Origin of the sequence: Bacteroides cellulosilyticus DSM 14838, assembly GCF_000158035.1 — a bacterium.
GTDB lineage: Bacteria > Bacteroidota > Bacteroidia > Bacteroidales > Bacteroidaceae > Bacteroides > Bacteroides cellulosilyticus.
Genome location: NZ_EQ973490.1, coordinates 84,289 through 106,936, shown reverse-complemented (window position 1 = coordinate 106,936; position 22,648 = coordinate 84,289). Strand labels below are relative to the sequence as shown.

General features: G+C 43.4%; 20 protein-coding genes and 2 tRNA genes. 11 read left to right on the top strand and 11 right to left on the bottom strand.

Features of this window, described 5'->3' with window-relative positions:
- Positions 1–39 precede the first annotated feature (39 nt).
- From BACCELL_RS05495 to ribD, 7 genes are all read right to left on the bottom strand, one after another.
- The gene (locus BACCELL_RS05495; RefSeq protein WP_007210611.1) at positions 40–543 is read right to left on the bottom strand and encodes an OmpH/Skp family outer membrane protein; all 504 of its coding nucleotides are present in this window, start codon (positions 541–543) and stop codon (positions 40–42) included.
- A gap of 133 nt (positions 544–676) precedes the next feature.
- On the bottom strand, positions 677–1,192 hold the full coding sequence (locus BACCELL_RS05490) for an OmpH/Skp family outer membrane protein (RefSeq protein ID WP_007217074.1): 516 nt from the start codon (positions 1,190–1,192) through the stop codon (positions 677–679).
- A 23-nt stretch (positions 1,193–1,215) separates the two neighbouring features.
- Positions 1,216–3,858: an outer membrane protein assembly factor BamA gene (gene bamA / locus BACCELL_RS05485; protein ID WP_007210609.1), complete on the bottom strand. Its 2,643-nt coding sequence runs from the start codon at positions 3,856–3,858 to the stop codon at positions 1,216–1,218.
- 28 nt (positions 3,859–3,886) lie between these two features.
- Positions 3,887–4,621 (bottom strand): isoprenyl transferase, encoded by a 735-nt coding sequence (locus BACCELL_RS05480; protein WP_007210608.1) that lies wholly within the window; start codon positions 4,619–4,621, stop codon positions 3,887–3,889.
- A gap of 5 nt (positions 4,622–4,626) precedes the next feature.
- On the bottom strand, positions 4,627–5,322 hold the full coding sequence (gene porG / locus BACCELL_RS05475) for a type IX secretion system protein PorG (protein WP_007217076.1): 696 nt from the start codon (positions 5,320–5,322) through the stop codon (positions 4,627–4,629).
- 55 nt (positions 5,323–5,377) lie between these two features.
- Entirely contained in the window at positions 5,378–6,733 is a 1,356-nt protein-coding gene (bamI, locus tag BACCELL_RS05470) for a BamI family beta-barrel-assembly machinery protein (RefSeq protein ID WP_007210606.1), read from the bottom strand.
- A 144-nt stretch (positions 6,734–6,877) separates the two neighbouring features.
- Positions 6,878–7,924, bottom strand: a complete 1,047-nt coding sequence (gene ribD / locus BACCELL_RS05465) for a bifunctional diaminohydroxyphosphoribosylaminopyrimidine deaminase/5-amino-6-(5-phosphoribosylamino)uracil reductase RibD (protein ID WP_007210605.1) — start codon at positions 7,922–7,924, stop codon at positions 6,878–6,880.
- A gap of 116 nt (positions 7,925–8,040) precedes the next feature.
- Between ribD and prmC the strand changes: the two genes are divergently transcribed.
- The 11 genes from prmC (at position 8,041) to BACCELL_RS05410 (ending at position 16,233) form a co-directional block, all read left to right on the top strand.
- Positions 8,041–8,877, top strand: a complete 837-nt coding sequence (gene prmC / locus BACCELL_RS05460) for a peptide chain release factor N(5)-glutamine methyltransferase (protein WP_007210604.1) — start codon at positions 8,041–8,043, stop codon at positions 8,875–8,877.
- The gene (locus BACCELL_RS05455) at positions 8,874–9,353 is read left to right on the top strand and encodes a regulatory protein RecX (RefSeq protein WP_007210603.1); all 480 of its coding nucleotides are present in this window, start codon (positions 8,874–8,876) and stop codon (positions 9,351–9,353) included. The genes prmC and BACCELL_RS05455 overlap by 4 nt, the downstream gene beginning before the upstream one ends.
- Before the next feature lie 81 nt (positions 9,354–9,434).
- The gene (gene pyrE, locus BACCELL_RS05450; protein WP_007210602.1) at positions 9,435–10,073 is read left to right on the top strand and encodes an orotate phosphoribosyltransferase; all 639 of its coding nucleotides are present in this window, start codon (positions 9,435–9,437) and stop codon (positions 10,071–10,073) included.
- Positions 10,074–10,172: 99 nt separating this feature from the next.
- A complete protein-coding gene (locus BACCELL_RS05445) occupies positions 10,173–10,583 on the top strand; it encodes an SRPBCC family protein (RefSeq protein ID WP_007210601.1) in 411 nt (136 codons plus the stop codon).
- Between the two features lie 25 nt (positions 10,584–10,608).
- Positions 10,609–11,949 carry an argininosuccinate lyase gene (gene argH, locus BACCELL_RS05440; RefSeq protein ID WP_007210600.1) on the top strand — a complete coding sequence of 447 codons (1,341 nt, stop codon included), beginning with the start codon at positions 10,609–10,611 and terminating at the stop codon, positions 11,947–11,949.
- A 12-nt stretch (positions 11,950–11,961) separates the two neighbouring features.
- Complete coding sequence (locus BACCELL_RS05435) at positions 11,962–12,411, top strand: Rieske (2Fe-2S) protein (protein WP_007210599.1); 450 nt, start codon at positions 11,962–11,964, stop codon at positions 12,409–12,411.
- Positions 12,412–12,495: 84 nt separating this feature from the next.
- A tRNA-Gly gene (locus tag BACCELL_RS05430) sits at positions 12,496–12,568 on the top strand.
- A 14-nt stretch (positions 12,569–12,582) separates the two neighbouring features.
- A tRNA-Leu gene (locus tag BACCELL_RS05425) sits at positions 12,583–12,666 on the top strand.
- A 699-nt stretch (positions 12,667–13,365) separates the two neighbouring features.
- Positions 13,366–15,027 carry a beta-N-acetylhexosaminidase gene (locus BACCELL_RS05420; protein WP_248604785.1) on the top strand — a complete coding sequence of 554 codons (1,662 nt, stop codon included), beginning with the start codon at positions 13,366–13,368 and terminating at the stop codon, positions 15,025–15,027.
- A gap of 106 nt (positions 15,028–15,133) precedes the next feature.
- Complete coding sequence (locus BACCELL_RS05415) at positions 15,134–15,778, top strand: hypothetical protein (protein WP_007210594.1); 645 nt, start codon at positions 15,134–15,136, stop codon at positions 15,776–15,778.
- A 5-nt stretch (positions 15,779–15,783) separates the two neighbouring features.
- On the top strand, positions 15,784–16,233 hold the full coding sequence (locus BACCELL_RS05410; RefSeq protein ID WP_007210593.1) for a Riean_0653 family protein: 450 nt from the start codon (positions 15,784–15,786) through the stop codon (positions 16,231–16,233).
- A gap of 72 nt (positions 16,234–16,305) precedes the next feature.
- Here the strand turns inward: BACCELL_RS05410 and BACCELL_RS05405 are convergent, their stop codons facing one another.
- The 4 genes from BACCELL_RS05405 to BACCELL_RS05390 are packed head-to-tail and all read right to left on the bottom strand — an operon-like array spanning position 16,306 to position 22,620.
- The gene (locus tag BACCELL_RS05405) at positions 16,306–17,859 is read right to left on the bottom strand and encodes a Gfo/Idh/MocA family protein (protein ID WP_007210592.1); all 1,554 of its coding nucleotides are present in this window, start codon (positions 17,857–17,859) and stop codon (positions 16,306–16,308) included.
- Between the two features lie 56 nt (positions 17,860–17,915).
- Positions 17,916–19,991 carry a glycoside hydrolase family 2 protein gene (locus tag BACCELL_RS05400; protein WP_373151041.1) on the bottom strand — a complete coding sequence of 692 codons (2,076 nt, stop codon included), beginning with the start codon at positions 19,989–19,991 and terminating at the stop codon, positions 17,916–17,918.
- Between the two features lie 56 nt (positions 19,992–20,047).
- The gene (locus BACCELL_RS05395) at positions 20,048–21,157 is read right to left on the bottom strand and encodes a glycoside hydrolase family 88/105 protein (protein ID WP_007210590.1); all 1,110 of its coding nucleotides are present in this window, start codon (positions 21,155–21,157) and stop codon (positions 20,048–20,050) included.
- A 23-nt stretch (positions 21,158–21,180) separates the two neighbouring features.
- Positions 21,181–22,620, bottom strand: coding sequence for an alpha-L-fucosidase (locus BACCELL_RS05390; RefSeq protein ID WP_007210589.1), 1,440 nt, complete (start codon positions 22,618–22,620; stop codon positions 21,181–21,183).
- Positions 22,621–22,648 lie beyond the last annotated feature (28 nt).

The window sequence follows — 22,648 nt, the reverse complement described above, 5'->3', positions numbered from 1 at the left end:
CAGTCCACGCCTTTTTCTATCTTTAAATAAGATATGTCTTTACTTAATTCCCAGTTGGGTTTTAACTTTAGAAGTAACATCTACACTCTCTGCACCTACATAAGGTATTGGTGTGCGAGCTAAATCAAAGATATAGATTGCACCTTCTGCTTTGCCTACAGCCTGGATGGCGTCATCCAATTTTTTATAGATGGGAGCCAATGCATCTTGCTGTGCTTTCTGCATGCTTTGATATGCTTCCTGTTGGAATTCTTCTTGTCTTTGAGCCATCTCTTGCAATTCTTTCTGGCGTCTTTCTGCTATATTTCTCGGCAGAGAGTCAGCTTGCTGTTGGAATTCTTGCACTTTCTTGTTGAATTCTGATTGAGTGCGTTCCATTTCTTGAGAATACTTCTTTGACATAGCTTCCAGATCAGCTTGTGCCTTAGTATATTCCGGCATAACAACAATAACCTCCTGAGAGTTCATGTGAGCAAATTTTTGTGCCATCGCTCCCAAAGGAAGAGCGAACAGTACCACGAGTAGTGCGATTTTTTTAAGCATAATGTTTATTGTTTATTTTAATAATTAGTCGTTGAATAAATGCAAATATAGTGCAAACTGAACGCAAAACAAAATAAGCTTGCTTATTTTTAATGCTGAAGTGCGGCTATATTCGCGAAGCAAATGTATGAAATTAATTTGAATATCCTAACTTAGCAAGCACTTCATTGCTGATATCAATACGCGGAGAAGCAAAAATAATGCTTGTTGCGGATGCACGGTCTACAACTACCGAATATCCTTTCTGCTCCGATATTTCTTTAACCGCATTATAAATTTCATCCTGAATAGGTTGCATCAGACTTTCACGTTTCTTGAATAATTCTCCTTCAGGACCAAAATAAGTGCGGCGCAGTTCAGCGGCTTCTTTCTCCTTAGCGACAATCGCTTCCTCTTTCTTTCCCTTTTGTTCTTCTGAAAGAAAGACGGCTTCCGATTGATAGTTCTTGTATAAGGTTTTGGCTTCCTCGGCAACTTTCTCTACTTCACTCTGCCATTTCTTGGAAACCTGGTTCAACTGTTCGTTAGCACGTTCGTAAGCCGGAATGTTCTTCAGGATATACTCCATATCGATCAAGGCAAACTTTTGTGCGCTGGCTGTCATACCTACGGCAAACAGCAAGATCATTAATAAAACAGACTTTCTCATAACGTTTGGTTTTTGTGATACAATTAGAATTCTTGTCCTAAGATAAAGTGGAATTGACTGCCACCGTAATCTGAGGAACCACGTATTTTATCGAAACCATAAGCCCAGTCAATACCCATCATACCGATCATCGGCAGGAAGATACGAACACCGACACCTGCGGAACGTTTCAATTCGAATGGATTGAAATTCTTCACATCATGCCATGCATTACCGGCTTCTACAAAACCTAACGCATAAATACTGGTACTTGTTTCCAGCATCAGCGGATATCTTAACTCAAGTCCGAGACGGGTATAAGCATAACCTTCGTAACCGTAAGGAGTCAATGAACTGTTTTCATAACCACGAAGGGCAATACTTTCCGTTGCGTAGCTGGAGTAACCGGTCATACCGTCACCACCTACATCGAATGTTTCGAACGGAGACTTCTTATACTTGTTGTAGTGTCCCAGCAAACCGAATTCAACACGGCCCATCAATACCGGAGTACGTTTAACTGCTACCGGGTCCATCAACGGGATGTACACCTTGGATTTGAATTTCCATTTGTGATATTCAATCCATTTATGCATCTTGTTCATGTCGTCCTGGCTGGTAGTACTGTACTTGCTGTAGTCAGTTCCATCAAACAGTGAGTACGGCGGGGTTAACTGTACTGACAATGAGAACTCTGAACCGGAACGGGGATAGATCGGATTGTCAATAGAACTACGAGACAATGTCAGGTTGATACTAAGGTTGTTACACTTACCGTTTGTAACGGGGAAGTACTGCCAGTCGCTCAGGATATAGCGTTGGTAAGATAACTCAGCAGTAAACTGGAAGTAGTCATCCGGCCATTTCAAACGTTTACCGAACATAGCTGCTACACCGAACATCTTGATAGACTTGTCGGGGTCGTAATAGTTCTCATAGCTGTTGTAGTTACCGTAGTTATACATACCATAACCATACATACCACTATACATACTGTTGTAGTAGCTATTCATATATGCCGAGTTGTAGTAGCGGCTACTGATATCTGTCTGTACGGAATAGAAGGCCGACAGAGAGAATGCGTTCGGACGTTTACCACCGAACCATGGGTCATAGAATGAAATGCTATAGGATTGGTAATACTTGGCATTAGTCTGTCCGCTGACGGTCAAGGTCTGGCCATCACCCTGCGGCAGGATACCACGGTAGTTTTCACCCGGATGCAACAAGTTGGCCAGCGAGAAGTTAGTGAACTTCAAACTCAACTTACCGATGATACCGGTTTGTCCCCAACCGGCAGAGAATTCCACCTGGTCGTTAGCTTTGGATACCAGATCGTAACCTATATCTACAGTTCCGTCTTCCGGTCTTGGTTGAATATCCGGTTTGATTTGTTCCGGGTCAAAGTGTCCCATCTGCTGGATTTCACGCATAGAACGCATCAGGTCTTCACGGCTGAACAGGTCACCCGGACGGGTACGGAGTTCACGGCGTACTACGTTTTCGTACAAACGGTCGTTACCATTGATGCTGATCTTATTAATGGTAGCCTGACGGCCTTCGTAAATACGCATTTCCAGGTCGATGGAGTCTCCTACGATATTTACTTCTACGGGTTCGAGGCTGTAGAACAAATAGCCGTTGTTATAGTAGAGGTTACCGATAGCATCTTCGTCTGACATGGTACGTTCTTCCAGTAATTTCTGGTTGTATACATCACCTTTCTTCATGCGAAGCATAAAGTTCAACTGTTCGGAAGGATACAAGGTGTTACCTACCCACGTTACATTACGCAGATAATATTTTTCTCCTTCATCAATCTTCATGAAGATGTCTACGGTACGGTCATCGTACGGTTTGATGCTATCTTCTACGATCATAGCATCGCGATAGCCTAATTCGTTGTACTTATCGATGATTAACTGCTTGTCTGCCTCGAAGTTTTCTTCTACGAACTTCTTGGTACGGAACAGATTGAGCAATTTATTCTTTTCGTTGGTCTTCTTCATGATGCGTTTCAACTTCTTAGTTGCAATCGCTTCATTGCCAACGATGGTGATTTCGTGTACTTTTACCTTCTCCTTTTTGTCGATGTCGATATCCACGATCACCTGGTTATCGTTGGATACATCGTCTTTCTGCGAGATGATAACTTCTGCATTCTTAAAGCCTTTATCATCAAAGTAGCGCTTAATCAAAGTTTTGGCGCGGTCAATGACATTCGGGGTCACCTGTCCGCCCTTAATCATACCGATCCGGCTTTCTATATCCTCGCGCTCTGACTTCTTCACGCCGTGATAGCGGATATCGGATACACGCGGACGCTGAGTCAGATGAATCGTAAGCCAGACCTTATCGCCTTCTATCTTATCTGCGGTGATTTGAACATTGGAGAACAGACCATGCTTCCAGTAACGCTTACAAGCCTGAGTGACTTCGTCACCTGGTATGGTAATCGTTTGTCCTACAGACAAACCGGATAGTCCGATCAGTACATAGTCCTCATAGTTCTTAACTCCTTCTACTTTAATTTCTGCAATTTCATACTTCTTGGGTGTTCCCGAATAGAGAATAACCGGTTTTGCTGCATCATTATCGGTGCCATTGGCATCTTGAGCCGCACTTGTCAGTACACAACCGAAGAGGCAGATAAACGCTGTGAGTATAGAGAAAATACGATAGTGCATTTATGTTTTTGATTAAATATGTTTGAGTTTAACTGATTTGTTCACTGGTTTTGCCGAATCTGCGTTCCCGTCTCTGGTAGTCGCAAATGGCTTTGCAAAGTTCCTCTTCCCGAAAATCGGGCCAATAGGTTTCACAAAAATAAAGTTCCGAATACGCGCATTGCCAAAGAAGGTAATTACTCAGGCGGATTTCTCCACCGGTGCGTATCAGCAAGTCGGGGTCAGGCATGAAGTGGGTAGTCAGGTGCTTTGACATTAAATCGCAGTCGATCTGTTCGGGCGTCAATTCTCTTTTCTGCACCAAAGCGGCAATTTGCCGGCTGGCTTCTGTGATTTCCCAACGTGAAGAGTAGCTGAGTGCAAGTACCAGGCACATACCTGTATTCTTAGAAGTATTTTCTACGCAATTGTATAAACGTGTCTGTACATTTGCGGGTAACTTTTCTATATCTCCGATGATCCGGAAACTGATGTTATTCTTCATGAACGTGTCCTCTTCGATGGAGTCGAAAAGAAGGCTCATCAAGGCTGCCACTTCATCTGTCGGGCGATTCCAGTTTTCGGTTGAGAACGTATATAGGGTCAGATATCTGATGCCCAGTCTGGCTGCCTCTTCGGCTATTACATGGACGGTTTCTGCACCGACCTGATGTCCGTAGCTGCGCTCGTGTCCGCGCTGCTTCGCCCATCGTCCGTTGCCATCCATGATAATCGCCACATGCTGGGGTATCCGGCTCAAATCAATTTGTTCTTTATATTGCATCTTTTTTAGTTGTTACATTCCTTACATCTTGGGAAGAGGTCGTAGGTGACGAAAAAGACGGTAAATGCATAACTGTCTTTATTCTTCCAACCTTTTCCTTTTATCTGGTATGGGTCTTCCAGTTGCAAACCTTCCCGTTGAGTAACATCCAACTGGTCGCTAAGGCTGAACCGCATCGTAAACTCGCATCCTATATTGATGCGTGGGGTTGCTTTGAATTTTATTCCCACTCCTATGGGGATGTTCATCGTAAAGACCGTTTTTACAGGCTTTGGTGCAAACGTAAAACCCAATCCACCCAATATATAAGGTGTAAATCGACGGTCCCCCCGGTACGTATTACCGATACCATATCCCAAAAAGTTATATTCAAACTGTGCTCCCAAATCGATTATAGTCCGTTTGAAAGTGGCATACTCTCCATTCGGATACACATTTTTGAAATCTCTCGTGTCACCGGAAATCCTGCCGGCTGTCAGGTTGCCTTTTATTGCCATGTGTGGATTCAGTAAATACCGGGCTATAAAACCTCCCGCTATACCTGTGTCTTTAAACGGGGTGCTGCTATTTGCATCTCCCATATAAAAACTTCCTCCAATGACTCCTCCCATCTCCCAAGTATATTCTTCCTGTGCCATGGCACAACAGAATGGGAACATGAGCAGGCAAAATACTATCTTTATATTTCTTGTAATAGTCATACCGTTTTCTTGTTACTCCTTAACTATATAAGGAAACGGAAATTTGACTATTTTATTATTGTTGCTTGAATCCCAGTTTGTTTAGACGTCCACGCCAAACAGAACCGTCATTCCACGCGATCCAAATATAATGGTTCTTATCAATAGCCAAAGAATAATCTCCCTTACCTTCGAATAAACTTTTATATTCAATTGTATCTTCGTCGTCTTCATCTTCTCCTGGAATGATAACTTTTTCAGATGCATATCTGAATTTATCAGCAGATTCATTCCAGGCAATGCCTGCAAGGGAAGAATAGATGGTTTTAAACTCTCCACCCATCATGTGGAATTGGCTTCCATAATACATGATTGCTGGATTCTTCATAGCTGGGCAAGAAAAGTCTGTCGGGGTACTCATATCGACCCAAACAAGTCCGTCCTTTGAGAACCAAGGTGTTGTAGCTTCAACCGTTTCTTCAACATTGCCTACTACTACTGTTTGTTTGATGCCACTTGCATTCGTGAATACAGTAGAATATATTTCTTTTAAAGGGAAATCAGAGGGAACTTCTTCGCCTTCTTTCCAAGTTGTTTCTCCGGCGCTTTTTGCACAGAAGAAATTCTTTCCATCTTTTGCAAAGATACCGGTAAGCATATTTTTACTTCCTGTTACCTCATCTGCAGGAATACCTGCTAAGAATGTTACCATGTACATTCCCTGCATATCCATTTCTTCCCAATTTGTACCATTATCGGAGTAGAGTGCTTTTCCATTCTCTGCTGTAGTATATAATCGGTTGTCGAAATTAATGATAGAAGTTAATTTAGCGTCTGAAGGAAGACCGCTGATTGTAATCAGGTTTCCCCATTGGATACTGGCAGGATTTGATACGGAAGTGCGATATGCTGTTGTCGTAGAGGTGTAGACTAATAAATCTTCATTCAAAACAACAGATCTTTGCTTACCGGAAGCCGGAGAAGCCGGAAGTGATGGCATTTCTCTCCAAATCAGTGAGTCCGGATCCTGTGTGTGAACATTTACCTTGATAGTATATTCGCGGGTAGTGATTCCGTCGGCTGCATGTACTTTTAGTTTGATCGGTTCTCTCAGGTCAACTGAGTCGTTCATGTTGAATACAGTATCATTCAGACCAGAAGTTACCCATCCTGTTACTGTCAGTGTGTCGATTAAGATACGTTTTATGATGGAATCAGCACCCATAGGAAGCGAGTCTACATTATAAATTTCTCTTTTCAACTGGTCAATCGTAAACTTATAATATACGCCTTTTGTTATAGTATCAATACCAAAGGCACGTATCGTCGCGTCGGAACTATATTCATAATTTTCATCTGAGTCAAGACACGAACTTATGGCAATTGACATAAGAAGAAAACTCAGTATTACGGATAAAAACTTTATTCTCATTTTCTAAAGATAGTGTTTATTTACAAGTTGCAAAAATAGGAACATTTTTTTCTATAATCAGCATCCCGGGGAAGTTTTATATAAAATTATAGATAATACCCCTGTTTTTCTCGATAAAAAAGCATCAAAATGAGGTAATTCGGACTATTTCGTTGCTGTATAATGCCGTATACTTCTGCCGAAAGATTGCTCACTGGCATAACTAATTTTATCGTTCATTTCAGGAGCTTTAACACCGGATATCAGTGATCTGGGGCTTTCTTCAACATATACTTCATCCCAAAGCCCCGCATCGATGAAAGATTGTAGTAAGGTGCTTCCGCCCTCCACCAACAGAGATTGAATACCACGCTCATACAATATCTGCATGATCTGAGGCAATATGTCCTGTTGGAAATCTATCGGGAGATATTCCACGTTAGGCAGAGCGTCATGAAAATGTTCGGTAAAGACGAGTGTCAGTACACTTCCGTCAAACAAATGAAGGGTAGGAGACAGACTCTGTTTCCGGTCGATGACGAGACGTATGGGAGAGCGCCCATACCAGTTGCGTACATTTAAAGAAGGATTGTCCAGTTTAGCAGTACGTGTGCCTACAAGAATGGCAGAATGTTCCGCTCTCTTTTTATGTACCAGCATGGAGGTTAAGGGAGTGGATAGAATCACAGGATTACCCTCGGTCCGGCATAAGTCAATAAACCCGTCTGCAGATTCTGCCCATTTCAGTGTGATATATGGGCGGTGCAAGGTGTGAAAGGTTATGAATCTTTTGATTAGGTGTCGACATTCGTCTTCCAGTACTCCTACGATTACTTCTCGTCCGGCATCTTTCAGCTTCTGTATGCCCCGTCCGGCAACCTTGGAAAAAGGGTCCTGGCAGCCGATGACGATACGGGGGATTTGTTTTTCAATAATCAAATCTGCACAGGGGGGAGTTTTCCCGTGATGAGAGCAGGGCTCCAGACTTACATAGATGGTGGAACGCTTTAGTAATGAGGTCTCTTTTACGGAACGAATAGCATTGACTTCAGCGTGTGCTTTTCCGCAACGTACATGATAGCCCTCACCGATGATTTTCCCGTCGCATACGATTACCGCACCTACCATCGGGTTGGGAGCGGCGTTGCAAAGTCCGTTTTGCGCCAATTGTATACAGCGGCGCATGTATTTTTCTTCTTCTATGTGTGCCATTTTTCTATGATAATTCTTACTTTTGCACCCCAAAATGGATTCTTCGCAGTAGGATACGGACGGAGATCGGTCTGACCGGGAAGCCGAACAGGTGAAGAATCCGCTAAATATCCATTATGAACATTACCGCCTCTTATATTCGCCGGAAATTGCAGGGCCGTTATGATCCCCGCGAAGCCGGAAACCTGTCCCGGATTATCTGTTGCGAGATATTGGGGCAGCAAACTGTGGATTATTATCTGGGCAAAGATATAATTTTATCTGTAAAAGAGGAACAGGAATTGGAAAGCATTCTTGCCCGTTTACATAATTTTGAACCGATACAATATATTTTAGGGGAAGCCCGCTTCTTGGGAAGAACTTTTCGCGTGACTCCGGGTGTACTCATTCCCCGTCCGGAAACCGAGGAACTGGTAGAGATGATGTTGAAAGAACTTTCTCCCGTTTCTCGTGTTTTAGACGTTGGGACAGGTAGCGGTTGTATCGCCATTTCTTTGGCGAAAGAATTACCGGAGTCGCAAGTCACCGCTTGGGATGTATCGGGAGAAGCTTTATCTATTGCTGCTGCTAATAGTAAGGCTTTGCAGGCATCTGTACGGTTCGAACAGCGCGATGTGTTAACTTATGAACCTTGTGTGGCGGACTGTTATGATGTAATTGTGAGCAATCCGCCTTATGTTACTGAAGCAGAGAAACAGGAGATGGAACATAATGTGCTGGACTGGGAGCCTTCGTTGGCATTGTTTGTGCCCGATACAGATCCTTTGCGTTTTTATCGCCGCATAGCCGTGCTGGGACTTGAGATGCTTACGTCCGGTGGAAAACTTTATTTTGAAATTAACCGTGCTTTTGGAAAGGATACTGTAGCGATGTTGTGTGAAACAGGATATCGCGCGGTCAGACTCCAAAAGGACATATCTCATAATGATCGATTTGTAATAGCCGAAAAATGACGAATATTACTGAAACAGAGGCGCTGAATAAAGTAGCTGCCTATTGCTCTACAGCGGAACATTGCCGTGCTGAGATTTCTGAAAAACTACAGCGTTGGGGATTGCCCTATGATGTCATTGACCGCATTCTCAAGCGGCTGGTAGATGAAAAATATATTGATGAAGAGCGCTTCTGTCGTGCCTTTGTGAATGATAAATATCGCTTTGCCAGATGGGGGAAAGTGAAAATTGCCCAAGCACTGCAACTGAAGAAAATTTCTTATAATACATGCCGGCAGTTCTTGAATGAAATAGATGAAGAAGAATACTTGTCTATTTTAGATAGTTTGCTGACTGCAAAAAGGAAAAGCATACATGCGGAGAATGAGTATGAGCTGAATGGAAAATTGATGCGTTTTGCCCTGAGTCGGGGTTTTGAAATGAAAGATATTCGTCATTGTATACAACTTTCTGACGAAAATGACGACTTTGAGTGAAAAATCTCTTTATTCTTTTTTTTATTCTCGTTCTGTTTCTGTATTTTTGTGCCATATTTACTATAAATAGCTAATTTAGTTATGAGAACTTTAGAAAAACTATTCGCAGAGAAGTTGCTGAAGATAAAAGCGATTAAACTACAACCGGCAAATCCCTTTACATGGGCTTCCGGATGGAAATCTCCCTTTTACTGTGATAACCGCAAAACACTTTCTTATCCTTCTTTGCGTAATTTTGTAAAGATTGAGATTACCCGTTTGATATTGGAACGTTTCGGGCAGGTGGATGCAATTGCCGGCGTAGCAACAGGCGCTATCCCTCAGGGAGCTTTGGTTGCCGATGCGCTGAATTTGCCGTTTGTGTATGTACGTTCTACCCCGAAAGACCATGGATTGGAAAACCTGATCGAAGGAGAGCTTCGCCCGGGTATGAAAGTTGTGGTGGTTGAAGATTTGATTTCTACAGGTGGAAGTAGCTTGAAGGCCGTAGAAGCTATTCGTCGCGACGGATGTGAAGTAATCGGTATGGTTGCAGCTTATACCTATGGTTTCCCGGTTGCAGAAAAAGCATTCAAGGATGCCAAAGTTCCTTTGGTGACGCTGACGAATTATGAAGCGGTTCTGGATGTTGCACTTCGTACGGGTTACATCGAAGAAGATGATATTGCAACGCTGAACGAATGGCGTAAGGACCCTGCACATTGGGATGCTGGAAAGTAACGGCGGTTTATACTATAAAATAATTAATATGATAAAAGGGCCATTCGGATAGTTTCTGTCCGGATAGTTCTTTTTTTGTCTTTTAAAGAGAATCAAAATATGACAAAATTTGAAAGTAGTGTAAAAACTATACCTGCCTCACAGGAGGCTGTTTATGAGAAACTTTCTGATTTGAATAATCTGGAGAAGTTTAAAGACAGCTTGCCGGAGGATAAAGTTAAGAATTTGAGCTTTGACTCGGAGAGTATGATGATAGAAGTAGCTCCTGTGGGTAAAATAGCGTTGAGCATAGTAGAAAAAGAACCATGCAAGTGTATTAAGTTTGCCACAACTACTTCACCACTGCCCTTCAATTTGTGGATACAGATTGTTCCGGTAACAGAAACAGAATGTAAACTGAAATTGACCATTGGCTTGGAACTGAATCCTTTCATGAAAGGTATGGTTCAGAAACCTTTGCAAGAAGGGTTGGAAAAGATGGCGGATATGCTGTCGATAATACCTTATTAATCACTAACTGTTAATCACTAAATAAATGGCTCAGAAACTTTGGGAGAAATCCGTTCAAGTAAATAAGGATATAGAACGCTTCACGGTGGGACGTGATCGCGAGATGGACCTTTATCTGGCTAAACATGATGTGGTAGGTTCTATGGCTCACATCACCATGCTCGAAAGTATTGGTCTGCTGACGAAGGAAGAGCTGGCTCTTTTGCTTGAAGAACTGAAAAATATCTATGCGGCTGCCGAGAAAGGGGAGTTTGTGATAGAAGAAGGAGTGGAGGATGTACACTCGCAGGTGGAATTGATGCTGACGCGTAAATTGGGTGATATAGGCAAGAAGATACATAGTGGTCGTTCGCGCAACGATCAGGTGTTGCTCGATCTGAAACTTTTCACGCGTGCGCAGATTAAGGAGATTGCTGAAGCTGTGGAACAACTGTTTCATGTGCTGATATGCCAGAGTGAGCGTTTTAAAGATGTGCTGATGCCGGGTTATACTCATTTGCAGATAGCTATGCCGTCTTCTTTCGGATTGTGGTTTGGTGCTTATGCTGAGAGTCTGGTGGATGATATGCTCTTTTTGCAGGCAGCATTCAAGATGTGTAATCGTAATCCTTTGGGTTCGGCTGCCGGGTATGGTTCTTCATTCCCATTGAATCGTACGATGACAACACGTTTGTTGGGCTTTGACTCTTTAAACTATAATGTTGTTTATGCCCAGATGGGGCGTGGCAAGATGGAACGTAATGTAGCTTTTGCTTTGGCGAGTATTGCCGGAACTATCTCCAAACTGGCTTTTGATGCTTGTATGTTCAACAGTCAGAACTTCGGTTTCGTGAAGCTGCCCGATGATTGCACGACAGGTTCCAGCATTATGCCCCATAAGAAGAACCCGGATGTCTTTGAACTGACGCGTGCCAAATGCAATAAACTGCAATCATTGCCACAACAGATTATGATGATTACCAATAATTTGCCGTCCGGTTATTTCCGGGATTTGCAGATTATTAAGGAAGTCTTTTTGCCTGCTTTCCAAGAGTTGAAAGACTGTTTGCAGATGACTACCTATATCATGAATGAAATAAAGGTGAACGAACATATCCTCGACGATGACAAATACCTGCTTATTTTCAGTGTGGAAGAAGTGAACCGCTTGGCACGTGAAGGTATGCCTTTCCGGGATGCTTATAAGAAAGTGGGATTGGACATTGAAGCCGGAAACTTCTCACACAGCAAGCAAGTGCATCACACACATGAGGGAAGTATCGGTAATCTCTGTAACGATGAAATCTCGGCGCTGATGCAGGAAGTGGTAGATGGTTTCAATTTTCATGGAATGAAAGTAGCTGAAAAAGCTTTGCTTGGTCGATAAATACGATATTGTATGCGGAAACTCTGTATAGTCATAGGAATGCTTTGGTTGTGTGTCACCAGTTGTGGTGATTCTTACGAATCGAGCATTCCTTCCGTTACCTTTAATTTTTCATGTAGTCTTTCACAGTCTCCTTATTATAAGATTACGACTCCCGGTCAGTTTCTGAAGATAGAGAAGAATGTAAATGGACTGCCGGTGGGCTATGCGGGATTGGTTATCGGGCAGAGTGTTTTCTCAGAGGGGAATACTTATGTTGCTTATGATGCAGCTTGTCCGGTGGAGGCCAGTCGTAATGTTTCGGTAGAGGTCTTAGAAGATGGATTGGGGACGGCAGAATGTCCTAAATGCCATACCCAATATAATTTGAGTAGTGGCGGATTTCCTACGGGGGAAGGTACAGAGTATCTGAAACATTATAAAGTTACCGTGTCCGGCACTTCTTTGCAAGTGAGGAACTAATAAAACTGTAACATTTTCCATGTAAAAAATTTGGCTGTAACGGGGAAACTCCTTATCTTTGCACCCGTTCTACAAAAAAGACCTGCGGAAATAGCTCAGTTGGTAGAGCATAACCTTGCCAAGGTTAGGGTCGCGAGTTCGAGTCTCGTTTTCCGCTCTCCTTTATAGGATGCTCGAATGGTGGAATGGTAGACACGAAGGACTTAAAATCCTTTGGCCATTGCGGCTGTGCGGGTTCAAGTCCCGCTTCGAGTACTGATTAAAGCTCCATAAATCATTGATTTATGGAGCTTTTTGTTTTCCTACATTTTCTAAAGAAGAACTTTCCTTTGGCATTAAATTAAGTCACATTTCCTACGAATTATGCAGTTCATGTAAACCAAGAGTTAAACCGGAAAATGTATGAAAGCTACTATTAATGTGTTTTGTTACAAGTCAAAAACTCAAAAATACTTTTATATGAGATCCTAGGAGTAGGTGAGGTTATAGTGCATAAGTTTTGGTACTTCTTTAATTTATTGACTTAAAACAATGAAAACTTAATTCCCTTCCACACTTCTACACTTCCTTATTCATCGGCCTTAGCGGGTGGAAGGGTATAGTGAGAAAAATGAAGGATGCTATTCTTTCAGTTTTATTTTCACGATGCAAATGAGTTGTTTGCCTCTATAATATTAAATTATACTCTTTCAATATTGATTTATCACCTTGCTATATGGACGGAAGGCTTATTAATTAAGGTACTTATGTAATACTTGTATCCTACAAATAAATCACTTGTGTTACAGATATGAAATACTTGTATGGTATACATTAAACACTTGTGTGGTATGTGTTCAATGTTGTACTTTCTTTTTTCGTCAAAAAAGAGATTGGAAATCTTAAACATCTTTCTGCAAAAGGGTTATATTTGCAATATAATATACATCATCATCTATGTACTTAAAGAAAATTATGGCTGCAACCTTCGCTGCAACTGCGCTTGCCGGGCAGGCACAGGAGAAAACTTTTAGCATTATTCCCGAACCGGTGGAGATAACTGTAATCGGACAGGGAGAGTCTTTGATTCAACGTAATACGGTCATTCGTATGTCAGAACCAACGTTGGCACCTTCGGCTGCCTATCTGGCTGATTATATGGAGCGCTATCTCGGTATCCCCTTGCAAGTGGAGCTCCCAAAATCTGGTAAATCCCGAAAGAAACTTTCGTCTGCTGTAGAAACAATACTTTCGAAGCCGGGTGACCAACCTTGTATCATTCTGAAAAATCAAAAGAATGGAGAAATTCCAGGAGGTTATCAGTTGGAGATTACCCCTGTAGGTGGTGTACGTATTGAAGGAAATGATGAGGCGGGTGTCTTCTATGGTGTTCAGACGCTTATACAATTATTGCCCACCCGTGCGGGTGTGTTGCCTATCCTTCCGACTCTGAAAATTATCGATTATCCGCGTTTCCCTTATCGTGGTATGCATTTGGATGTGGTACGTCATTTCTTTCCCGTAGATTTCATCAAAAAGTATATTGATTACCTTGCGCTTCATAAACTCAACCATTTTCATTGGCATCTGACAGATGATCAGGCTTGGCGTGTTGAGATGAAATGCCGCCCGGAACTGACGGAGAAAGGTTCTATCCGCGAGGGAGAGATTTTCGGACTTTATCCTGGAAAGTATCAACCGTTACCCTACGGCGGTTATTATACCCATGAAGATGTACACGAAATTGTACGTTATGCTGCTGAACGTCATATCACAGTGATTCCTGAGATAGATATTCCCGGGCATTGTATGGCAGTACTTGCCACTTACCCACAGTTCAGTACTACGCCGAATGAACCTAAAAAGGCAGCATTGACGTGGGGGATCTTCAATAAATTCAATAATGTACTGGCACCAAAACCTGAAGTCTTTGACTTCCTGAAAGATGTGTTTTCTGAATTATGCGATCTCTTTCCCGGTCAATATATTCATGTGGGTGGCGACGAGTGTGCCAAGCGCTGGTGGCAGGAATCCGAAGAGACGCAACAGTTTATGCGTGAACATGAGTTGAAAGACGAAAAGGCATTGCAAAGCTATTTCATCCATTATGTGCAGAAGGTGGTAAACGCGAAAGGTAAAACGTTGATTGGTTGGGATGAGATCCTTGAAGGAGGTATTTCTGAAGATTGTATTGTAATGAACTGGCGTCGGCCTGAATTTGGAAAAAAGGCAGTGCGGACCAATCATCGTACTATATTTACCTGTTCTGCCTGGTCGTATTTCAATCTGAAGGAAAGTCGTATCCAGTCGGAAATAGGTCCTCGTGGCCCGTTGTCATTGGAGAAGGTCTATGAATTTCAGATTGTGCCCGATTCGTTGACTACGGAGCAACAAGAACTTGTATGGGGTGCACAAGGGTGCCTTTGGACGGAATATATTCCTACAACCTGGAAGGCTGAGTTTGCCATCTTCCCGCGGATGTCGGCACTGGCTGAGAATGTATGGTCGCCGTTAGAGAAGAAAGACTGGATAAACTTTACCCGTAAAGTAGAAATGCAATTTGAACGCTATGAACTTTGGGGAGCCCGGTATTCGGAGGCATTCTTTCGTACACAGGATATAGAGCGGGAAAGGTAGCTGAAGAAGATGCGGATTTATAACTTTGATTAAAAATAGTTATTATCCGAATGCAGTACTTTCGATTTTTGAGTATTTATAAGGAAAAGACGCTATACAAATCATTATGAGATACTTGCTTTCTTTCTTTGTCGGGGTGTTATTAAGCGCCTCTTTATACGCTCAAAGTGCAGGTGATAAAAGATCATCATTTTCCGTTCATGCCGGACCGTCATGGTACCTGGGGCGCTTTGTAGGAATTACTGATAGGGCAGATACCTATCGCAGTGACTTACGAAAAGGTGTAGCCTGGGATGTCAACTACCTTGGACAGATTACGGGTAGGGAACTGAAGTTCGGGCTGGGATTTCTGTATCAGGGAAGTGCGTATAAGAACACACATGATACTGGGGCAGATAAGATATATATGCATTATATGGCTCCTCAGGTAGCCTTGACTATGGTGCAAAAGCATTATCAACTTCAATTCTCCGGTGGAATCGGATATCAACTTTATCGTGATAAGAGTACAGTATATGATAAACCTCGAAAAGTTACCATGAGTAAGTTTGCAGGTAACTTGTCTCTCTTGGGTGAGTATTTTCTGTCAAGTCATTGGGGAGCTTCTGCCAGGGTGAACTGGCTGGCATCCAGTTCCGAGTCTTATTCGGTGAAGTATCATAATGTGGAGTGGGATGTGGAGAGTCCGAGAGCCGGTAGCGGTTATTTCGGACAGTTATCCTTACTTTTCGGTTTAAACTATCATTTTTAGGCGTTATGAAAAAACTGTTATTTCTATTCCTGTTGGTTTGTTGTTGTGCTTGTGATGAAGACAAAACTGTTGATCCGACACTGATGCCGGAGGCTACGACTACGGGTGCAAATACGTTAGGCTGTCTGATTGATGGCTGGGTATATGCCAGTGGACGGTATGGGACACCCACTGTTCGTTTTTCTGACGATGAAGAGAATCATTATGTTGAGATTGATGCCGCAGTCGGTGTCTTCAGTAGTTTGCATTTGGTACTTGTGAATCCTCGTCAGGGTACTACTTGTACTTATACAGATGCCGTTCTTGATGAAGGAGATTTAGGCGATGGCGAAGCTTATATTACCCGTATGGATGGAACCATTATTAGTGGTACATTCAGTGGTGGAAGTATCAAGGAAGGACGTTTTGATATAAAATATCGTGAGAAGCCCGAAGGAGGTGAAGCGGTATATTAAGATGAATAAAAAAACGCCCCTTCGGAAATAGAAGGGGCGATATCTTTTCACTTCGTTTTCTCAGCTATATTGCTATTTTGCTTCTTGATTCTCAGTTTCCCCCCATTCTTTTTTTCCTTGTTCCTTCAGTTTGGCTGTGAAAGCTGCTGCTTTCTCGGCTACGGCTTTTTCTTCTTCAGGACTTGCATAAGCGTGTTTGTAACCTTTTACAACATTCCACTCTCCACGGGTAAAGTCAGGAAATGCTACGGCGGCACAGTTGTTATCCATAGAGAGTGTTCCGAGTTCGGCAAGACAACACCACTCTGCTAGATCGTATACATCCATATCCAATGGCAAACCATTTTGTAAGCAATAAACTAGACGGCAGTCCATAATGAAATCCATGCCACCATGTCCCCCTACTTCCTTAGCCATTTCACCATATTTCTTCAATATCGGATGCTGGTACTTGGCTACAAGAGTCTCCATCTCACTCTTAGGCAAGAAACTATGTGAATTTAAATCATCAATCTTGGGCTGTACTCCGGAAGCTGTCAACTGTTTAGCATCAAGAGCATAACCGCTGATCGGATATTTATTGGCAAAGCCTTTAGTACCCGTAAGTTGATACAAGCGATTGTAAGGTTGCGGAGTCATTACATTATGTTGGATTTCTATAACTTTACCGTTTTCGGTACGAATCAGAGTGGTAGTATGGTCGCCATTGCGGAAGTTATTACAAGTGGAATCAGCTCTTTCTTCTACCAGTGCTTTACCTATGGCTGACTTGGTATCCATAGCCACTAGTGTCTTCATGCGATCTCCACGGTGAATGTCGAGCGCTTGTGCTACTGGACCCAGACCGTGAGTGGCATATACATCCCCGCGATGTCTCATGTTGTAGTCCAAGCGCCAACCCAGCTTGTCATTCTCACCGTTCTTCCAATAATGATTCCAAAATGGGCTTAGGTTGTGAATGTAGGCACCTTGTGCGCGAATTACTTCACCGAATACCCCTTGCTGTGCCATGTTCAGCGTGTTCATTTCAAACCAGTCATAACAGCAGTTTTCTAGAATCATGCAGTGCTTACGATACTTTTCGCTCATATTAATCAAGTCCCAACATTGCTGGAGATTCATTGCTGAAGGTACTTCGATCGCTACATGTTTGCCATTTTCCAAAGCGTATTTGGCTACGGGAAAGTGATGTAGCCAATCGGCAGCGATATAAACCAAGTCTATATCGTCTCGTTTACAAAGTTCTTCGTACCCTTTCTCTCCCGAATAGATGGCAGCTTTGGGCATGGATGCTTTCTTTAGGTATTTCTGACATCTCTCTGCGCGCGACTGCTCATAATCACAAAGTGCCACGACTTGTGTACCCGGTATATGCGTGAAACGTTCCACCGCACCGGGACCGCGCATGCCCAGTCCTACGAATCCTACGCGTACTACTTCCATCTTCGGGACAGTCAGTCCCAACACGCTTTTTTGGCCGGCGGGACGCTCGGGAGTTTCTATTACGATGGTCCCGTTTTCCCACTGCCAATTAGTGCCGTACTCATTGGTTTGCCGGGGAGTTTGTGTCGAGCATGCACACATCACGATGCAAAGTCCCAACAGCAAGGTCTTAAAAGTCTTCATACTTCAATCCTAATTTAATGTTATCAGTAATAATAATAATTTCTTTCTTTATGGAATTACCAACTACCATGCTCTTTCTTATGCTCCAGGAAATCAGCTTCCCGGTTGCACTCTCCGTTATAATTCCATTCTATTTCGTCTGTATATTCTTTTCCTTGATGGAGAAGGGATGCTTTCAGAACATTCTTGCCATCGTCCAGCACTACCTTGTCGAATATATAATGTACATCAGTATAACCTTTCCGCACTCCGGTCAATTCTTTCCCGTTCAGATACACCTTGGGGGTACCGATATTGGAATACACTGTAATGGAAGTTTCTTTTTTCTCGCGCACTGCATTCCGGCGCTGTGTCAGGTAAAGAACCGGTTCCTTGCTCCAGTTCGCCTTATACCAGAAATAAGAATCTTTCTTGATTCTACGATCGAAAGTCATCATGCCTTTCATGTTGCGGGCGTCTACACTGCCTCTTTTTGATGTTGGCACTGCAAAGTCGAACATATTCCACAGGTAAGAAGCGATGATGTAAGGATGTTGGGCAATGATGCTCCATTGGTATTCGTGGGTTTTAGTTTGAAATGTTTCCGGATAGAAAGGGCTTGTCCAATTCAGTGCATCGCCCAATATTTCCGTCTGATGTTCTATATTGGCGTCTGCACCATATTCTGTCAGCATCAGGCGTTGCCAAGGATATTCTTTTTCCATTTTCTCTATCCATGGCTTGATGTCTTGTATCTTCCGTTCGTACCAACCGAAGTAACGGTTCATGCCCTGTATATCCGCATTTTGGTTGACGGGGTGATCGGCATGACCGTAACCATTTACCGCAACCGTGTAGCGGTCTGGATCCTCCAGTTTGCAGAGGTCGTGAATGGATTGGGTAAGTGCGGCGGTATAACCATGCGGATGATACACTTCATTATGGATTCCCCATACATAGATGGAGGGATGATTAAAGCTTTGACGGATAAGTTCGCGCATCTGTTGGTGGGCATTGTCCCACTCTTGGCCGCTGACTCGGTTCACGAAGGGGATCTCTGCCCAGATTACCAATCCCAGCGTGTCGCAGCGTGAATAGATGTAGTCAGACTGTTGGTAATGTGCAAAGCGGACGGTGGTTGCACCGATATCCATAATTTGTGCCAAGTCGAAGTCGTGCTCTTTATTGGTGAGGGCGCTACCCAGTCCCCACCAGTCTTGATGGCGGGTTACCCCCAGCATGGGGTACTTCTTTCCATTGAGGAAGAATCCTTTGCCTGCCACGATTTCATACTTGCGAATCCCCAGGGGCTGAATAACTTCGTCTATCACGCGTCCATTCTGCATGAGACGTGAAACGACTTTATACAGATATGGGTCTTCACGTCCTTGCCATAAATGGGGATTGTTCAGTCGGAAGTGTGAGGAATAGTTCTGCACTCCTTGTGGAGTAAGTTCGAAATTCTGACTATGTTTCTTTACCAATTTGCCGTTCCTGTCGTATATTGCATTCTCTAGTTCCAGTGGGACGGGAGCTAAGGTTGCATTGTCCACCTTTACTTTTACAGTCACTTCGGCTGACTTCTTTGAAACATTTTTCTGGGTAATATACACTCCCGGAGAGGCACAGTCGTTTGCAATGATGCTGCAAGTTTCCGTAACAACCAGCCATACGGGGCGGTAAATACCTCCATAAACACCGAACAAAATGTGGTTCGTGGGGATAACATCGGGACGTGAGGAGTTGTCTGCCTTTACTATAATTTCGTTTTCCTTGCCGAACTTCACTTGCGAGCTGATCTCGCATGCAAAAGCAGAGTAAGCTCCTTTGTGTGTTCCTGCCAGATAGCCATTGATATATACTTCGGCATAAGAACCTACACCCTCGAAGCGTAGAAAGATGCGCTTGCCTTCCATATTTTCGGGGAAAGTGAACTTTTTGCGGTAGTAGCCTACACCTTCATAGAAAGCGGAGGCTTGCTTTTGCATGTCGTCCGCATTCCAAGTATGTGGGATGGATACCTCCTGCCAGTCTGAATTCCATTTCTGTACAGCCTGCAATGCTTCTTTGGAAAACGGACCTTTCTTGAATTCCCAACCGTCGTTGAAGGATGCTACCTCACGTGCACCTATCGTACCGGATATACCTAACATTAGCAAAGCAATCCACAAAAACAATGTATAATTCTTCATGATAGATCTAACTTATTTTACTTCATCTTATAAATCTGACACCCGGACAGCAGGAATGCCCCTGTCCCATATACTTCGGTCATGTCCCGCGTCACTTTACGCGGATCAGCTCCGATGGGTTGTACGTAGCCTAACTTACCATCTGGTTCGACCGCATCTAATAAGGCTTTCCATCCCTTTTCGATGGTTGGCATAAAAGTGGCTTTGTCCAGCACCCCTTCGTTTACGCCATAGGCAAGTGCATAAACGATAAAACCGGTTGCACTTGTTTCGGGCGATGGGTAAGACGCTGGATCGAGCAGGCTGGCATGCCAATATCCATCAGCACTCTGCAGGCTGGCTACACGGGTGGCCAATGCCACAAATAAGTCCTGATAAAACGTGCGTGAGGATTCATCTTTAGGAAGAGCTTGAAGGATTTCGACCAGTCCTCCCAACACCCAACCGTTGCCACGTCCCCAAAACACTTTCTTACCATTAGCTTCGCGTTTGGCAAAATATCGATGGTCACGGTAGAATAAATGCTCTTCTTTATCATACAAATAATTATAAGTGGCCTTGTATTCCTTGTTCAGGAAATCCAGATACCTTTTGTCCTTGGTCAACGCATATAGTTTGGCATATACGGGGGGAGCCATAAACAATGCGTCGCACCAGGACCATCGGTCCAGAGTTTCGAGTTTGCCGTAATCCAGTTCCAAAGTAGTTTCAGCCGGATTTTCTACTACCCAGTTGGCTCGTGCCATGACGGGAGCGATCATCTTTTTGTTGCCATATTTCAAGTAAAGGTCGATAAAGGGCTGTCCGACGGCAATAAAATCAGCATGATACATCCATTTACCTATCTGGAAGTGATTACGTTGTCCGATACGGAGCAACCACTGATAATAAGAATCGTCGCTGTCTTCTTTTTCTGTTAGCTCTGCCCAGTCCAACATACCCATGTACAGGGCTGCATGCGTCCAGTCTAAATCATCGTGCTCTGCTCCTTTGTTGGGATTGGCAATCTGCCAGTCAGCCACGCGTTTCATGACAGATTTTACGGCAGTCTTGTCAAAGCTTTGCTGTGCGGCAGCTTGCAGGACCGTTATCAGGAAGAAATAAATAAAAAGAGAAAGCCTTTTCATAACATAATCAGATTAAATAAGAATCAAGTCAAAGCATCACGGTATTTATCAGCGGAACTTACGTTTTCCTCTATCTGTAGTTTGATGACAAAGGGACCTTCGGGGGCTTTTGCGGGCATATCCACATTGTATTCATTGCGGGCGGTTTCTGTCACTGCCACCTCTTTCCCGTTTGTCACAGTTGCTTTCAGAATTTTTGTACCCTTTGGGGTTTTAACCACCAAGTGTTTGGAATAAGGAGGATTGAAGACAATCATATATACCTCTTTTCCCTTGTGGGTATAGTATCCCCAGGGTTGTTTGTCCCAACCGGCGTAATCACATCCGTAGATGCACTCGCCATATTGTTGCATCCATTTGCCAATGGCATTAGCCATTTCCTTTTCTTCCCGGCGGAAGTCACCGTCGGCTTGCGGTCCGAAGTTCACAACCATGTTTCCTCCCATTGAAACGGCATGCACTATGCGTTCCAGTACTTCCAAGGGAGTTTTCACATAGCTCAACGACCAATCTTTGTGATATCCCCATTGATTTTCGGGCAAGGTCATACATGCTTCCCAATCCCAGCGGGTTACTTTCAAGTCTTTCACTGGATCGGGTAGGCGGCGCTCATACCCTGACTCATAATCTCCCATCAAGTGTCCGTTACTGTCGAAGTGTCGCTTGCCGTAATCATCGGCACGTAGTCGACTGTTGATAGTTACGCCCGGTAACAGGTCTTTCAACATTTGTTCGGCATGAGCTGTCCACCAGCCATTTTTCTTGATGCTGGCATCCCATGTGCCGTCAAACCAGAAGTCTTTTACGGTAGGATAACGGGTAGCAAGCTCTTTCAACTGGTTGTCCGTAAATTCAAGGAAACGCGCAAAAGCAACTTCATCATCTTTCGATTTGATGTCATATCGGTAGTCTGGATGACTCCAGTCCATCACCGAGAAGTAGAAATGAACGTCAATACCTTCATCATTGTAGGCCTTTACCAATTCGCCTAAAATATCTTTCTTATAAGGGGTTTGAGCCACTGTATAATTACTGTACTTACTTGGCCACAGACAGAAACCTTCATGATGCTTGGTTGTGATTTTCACGTATTTCACTCCCATCTTTCGAGCCATCTTTGCCCAAACTTTGGCATTGAACTTTTCTGGATTCCATTGGTCCATCAGCCTCAACCACTCATCTGCAGGAACTTTGGCCCACGACTTCAACCACTCGGCTGCTCCATTGTACATTTTTCCGTTCCATTCTCCTCCGGGAATGGCGTAAAGCCCCCAATGTATGAAAGCTCCCAATCTGTTGTCACGGAATTTTTTCATGGCTGCATCTGAACGTTTACCTAAACGATCGGCACCGTATTTTAAAGGAATTTCCTGATCGGCCGGTAATATTTGTTGTTGCTTTTGAGCAAACGAACCGACAGTCAATAAGGAAAACAAAATGGTTACCTGCAAAATCTTTTTCATGTTCTTAAATTTATAAGTTTTTGCAAAG

Bases quoted from the DNA above. Each gene is read 5' to 3' on its own strand.
- BACCELL_RS05495 (WP_007210611.1), bottom strand. From the start codon at position 543: ATGCTTAAAAAAATCGCACTACTCGTGGTACTGTTCGCTCTTCCTTTG.
- BACCELL_RS05490 (WP_007217074.1), bottom strand. From the start codon at position 1,192: ATGAGAAAGTCTGTTTTATTAATGATCTTGCTGTTTGCCGTAGGTATG.
- bamA (WP_007210609.1), bottom strand. From the start codon at position 3,858: ATGCACTATCGTATTTTCTCTATACTCACAGCGTTTATCTGCCTCTTC.
- BACCELL_RS05480 (WP_007210608.1), bottom strand. From the start codon at position 4,621: ATGCAATATAAAGAACAAATTGATTTGAGCCGGATACCCCAGCATGTG.
- porG (WP_007217076.1), bottom strand. From the start codon at position 5,322: ATGACTATTACAAGAAATATAAAGATAGTATTTTGCCTGCTCATGTTC.
- bamI (WP_007210606.1), bottom strand. From the start codon at position 6,733: ATGAGAATAAAGTTTTTATCCGTAATACTGAGTTTTCTTCTTATGTCA.
- ribD (WP_007210605.1), bottom strand. From the start codon at position 7,924: ATGGCACACATAGAAGAAGAAAAATACATGCGCCGCTGTATACAATTG.
- prmC (WP_007210604.1), top strand. From the start codon at position 8,041: ATGAACATTACCGCCTCTTATATTCGCCGGAAATTGCAGGGCCGTTAT.
- BACCELL_RS05455 (WP_007210603.1), top strand. From the start codon at position 8,874: ATGACGAATATTACTGAAACAGAGGCGCTGAATAAAGTAGCTGCCTAT.
- pyrE (WP_007210602.1), top strand. From the start codon at position 9,435: ATGAGAACTTTAGAAAAACTATTCGCAGAGAAGTTGCTGAAGATAAAA.
- BACCELL_RS05445 (WP_007210601.1), top strand. From the start codon at position 10,173: ATGACAAAATTTGAAAGTAGTGTAAAAACTATACCTGCCTCACAGGAG.
- argH (WP_007210600.1), top strand. From the start codon at position 10,609: ATGGCTCAGAAACTTTGGGAGAAATCCGTTCAAGTAAATAAGGATATA.
- BACCELL_RS05435 (WP_007210599.1), top strand. From the start codon at position 11,962: ATGCGGAAACTCTGTATAGTCATAGGAATGCTTTGGTTGTGTGTCACC.
- BACCELL_RS05420 (WP_248604785.1), top strand. From the start codon at position 13,366: ATGGCTGCAACCTTCGCTGCAACTGCGCTTGCCGGGCAGGCACAGGAG.
- BACCELL_RS05415 (WP_007210594.1), top strand. From the start codon at position 15,134: ATGAGATACTTGCTTTCTTTCTTTGTCGGGGTGTTATTAAGCGCCTCT.
- BACCELL_RS05410 (WP_007210593.1), top strand. From the start codon at position 15,784: ATGAAAAAACTGTTATTTCTATTCCTGTTGGTTTGTTGTTGTGCTTGT.
- BACCELL_RS05405 (WP_007210592.1), bottom strand. From the start codon at position 17,859: ATGAAGACTTTTAAGACCTTGCTGTTGGGACTTTGCATCGTGATGTGT.
- BACCELL_RS05400 (WP_373151041.1), bottom strand. From the start codon at position 19,991: ATGTTAGGTATATCCGGTACGATAGGTGCACGTGAGGTAGCATCCTTC.
- BACCELL_RS05395 (WP_007210590.1), bottom strand. From the start codon at position 21,157: ATGAAAAGGCTTTCTCTTTTTATTTATTTCTTCCTGATAACGGTCCTG.
- BACCELL_RS05390 (WP_007210589.1), bottom strand. From the start codon at position 22,620: ATGAAAAAGATTTTGCAGGTAACCATTTTGTTTTCCTTATTGACTGTC.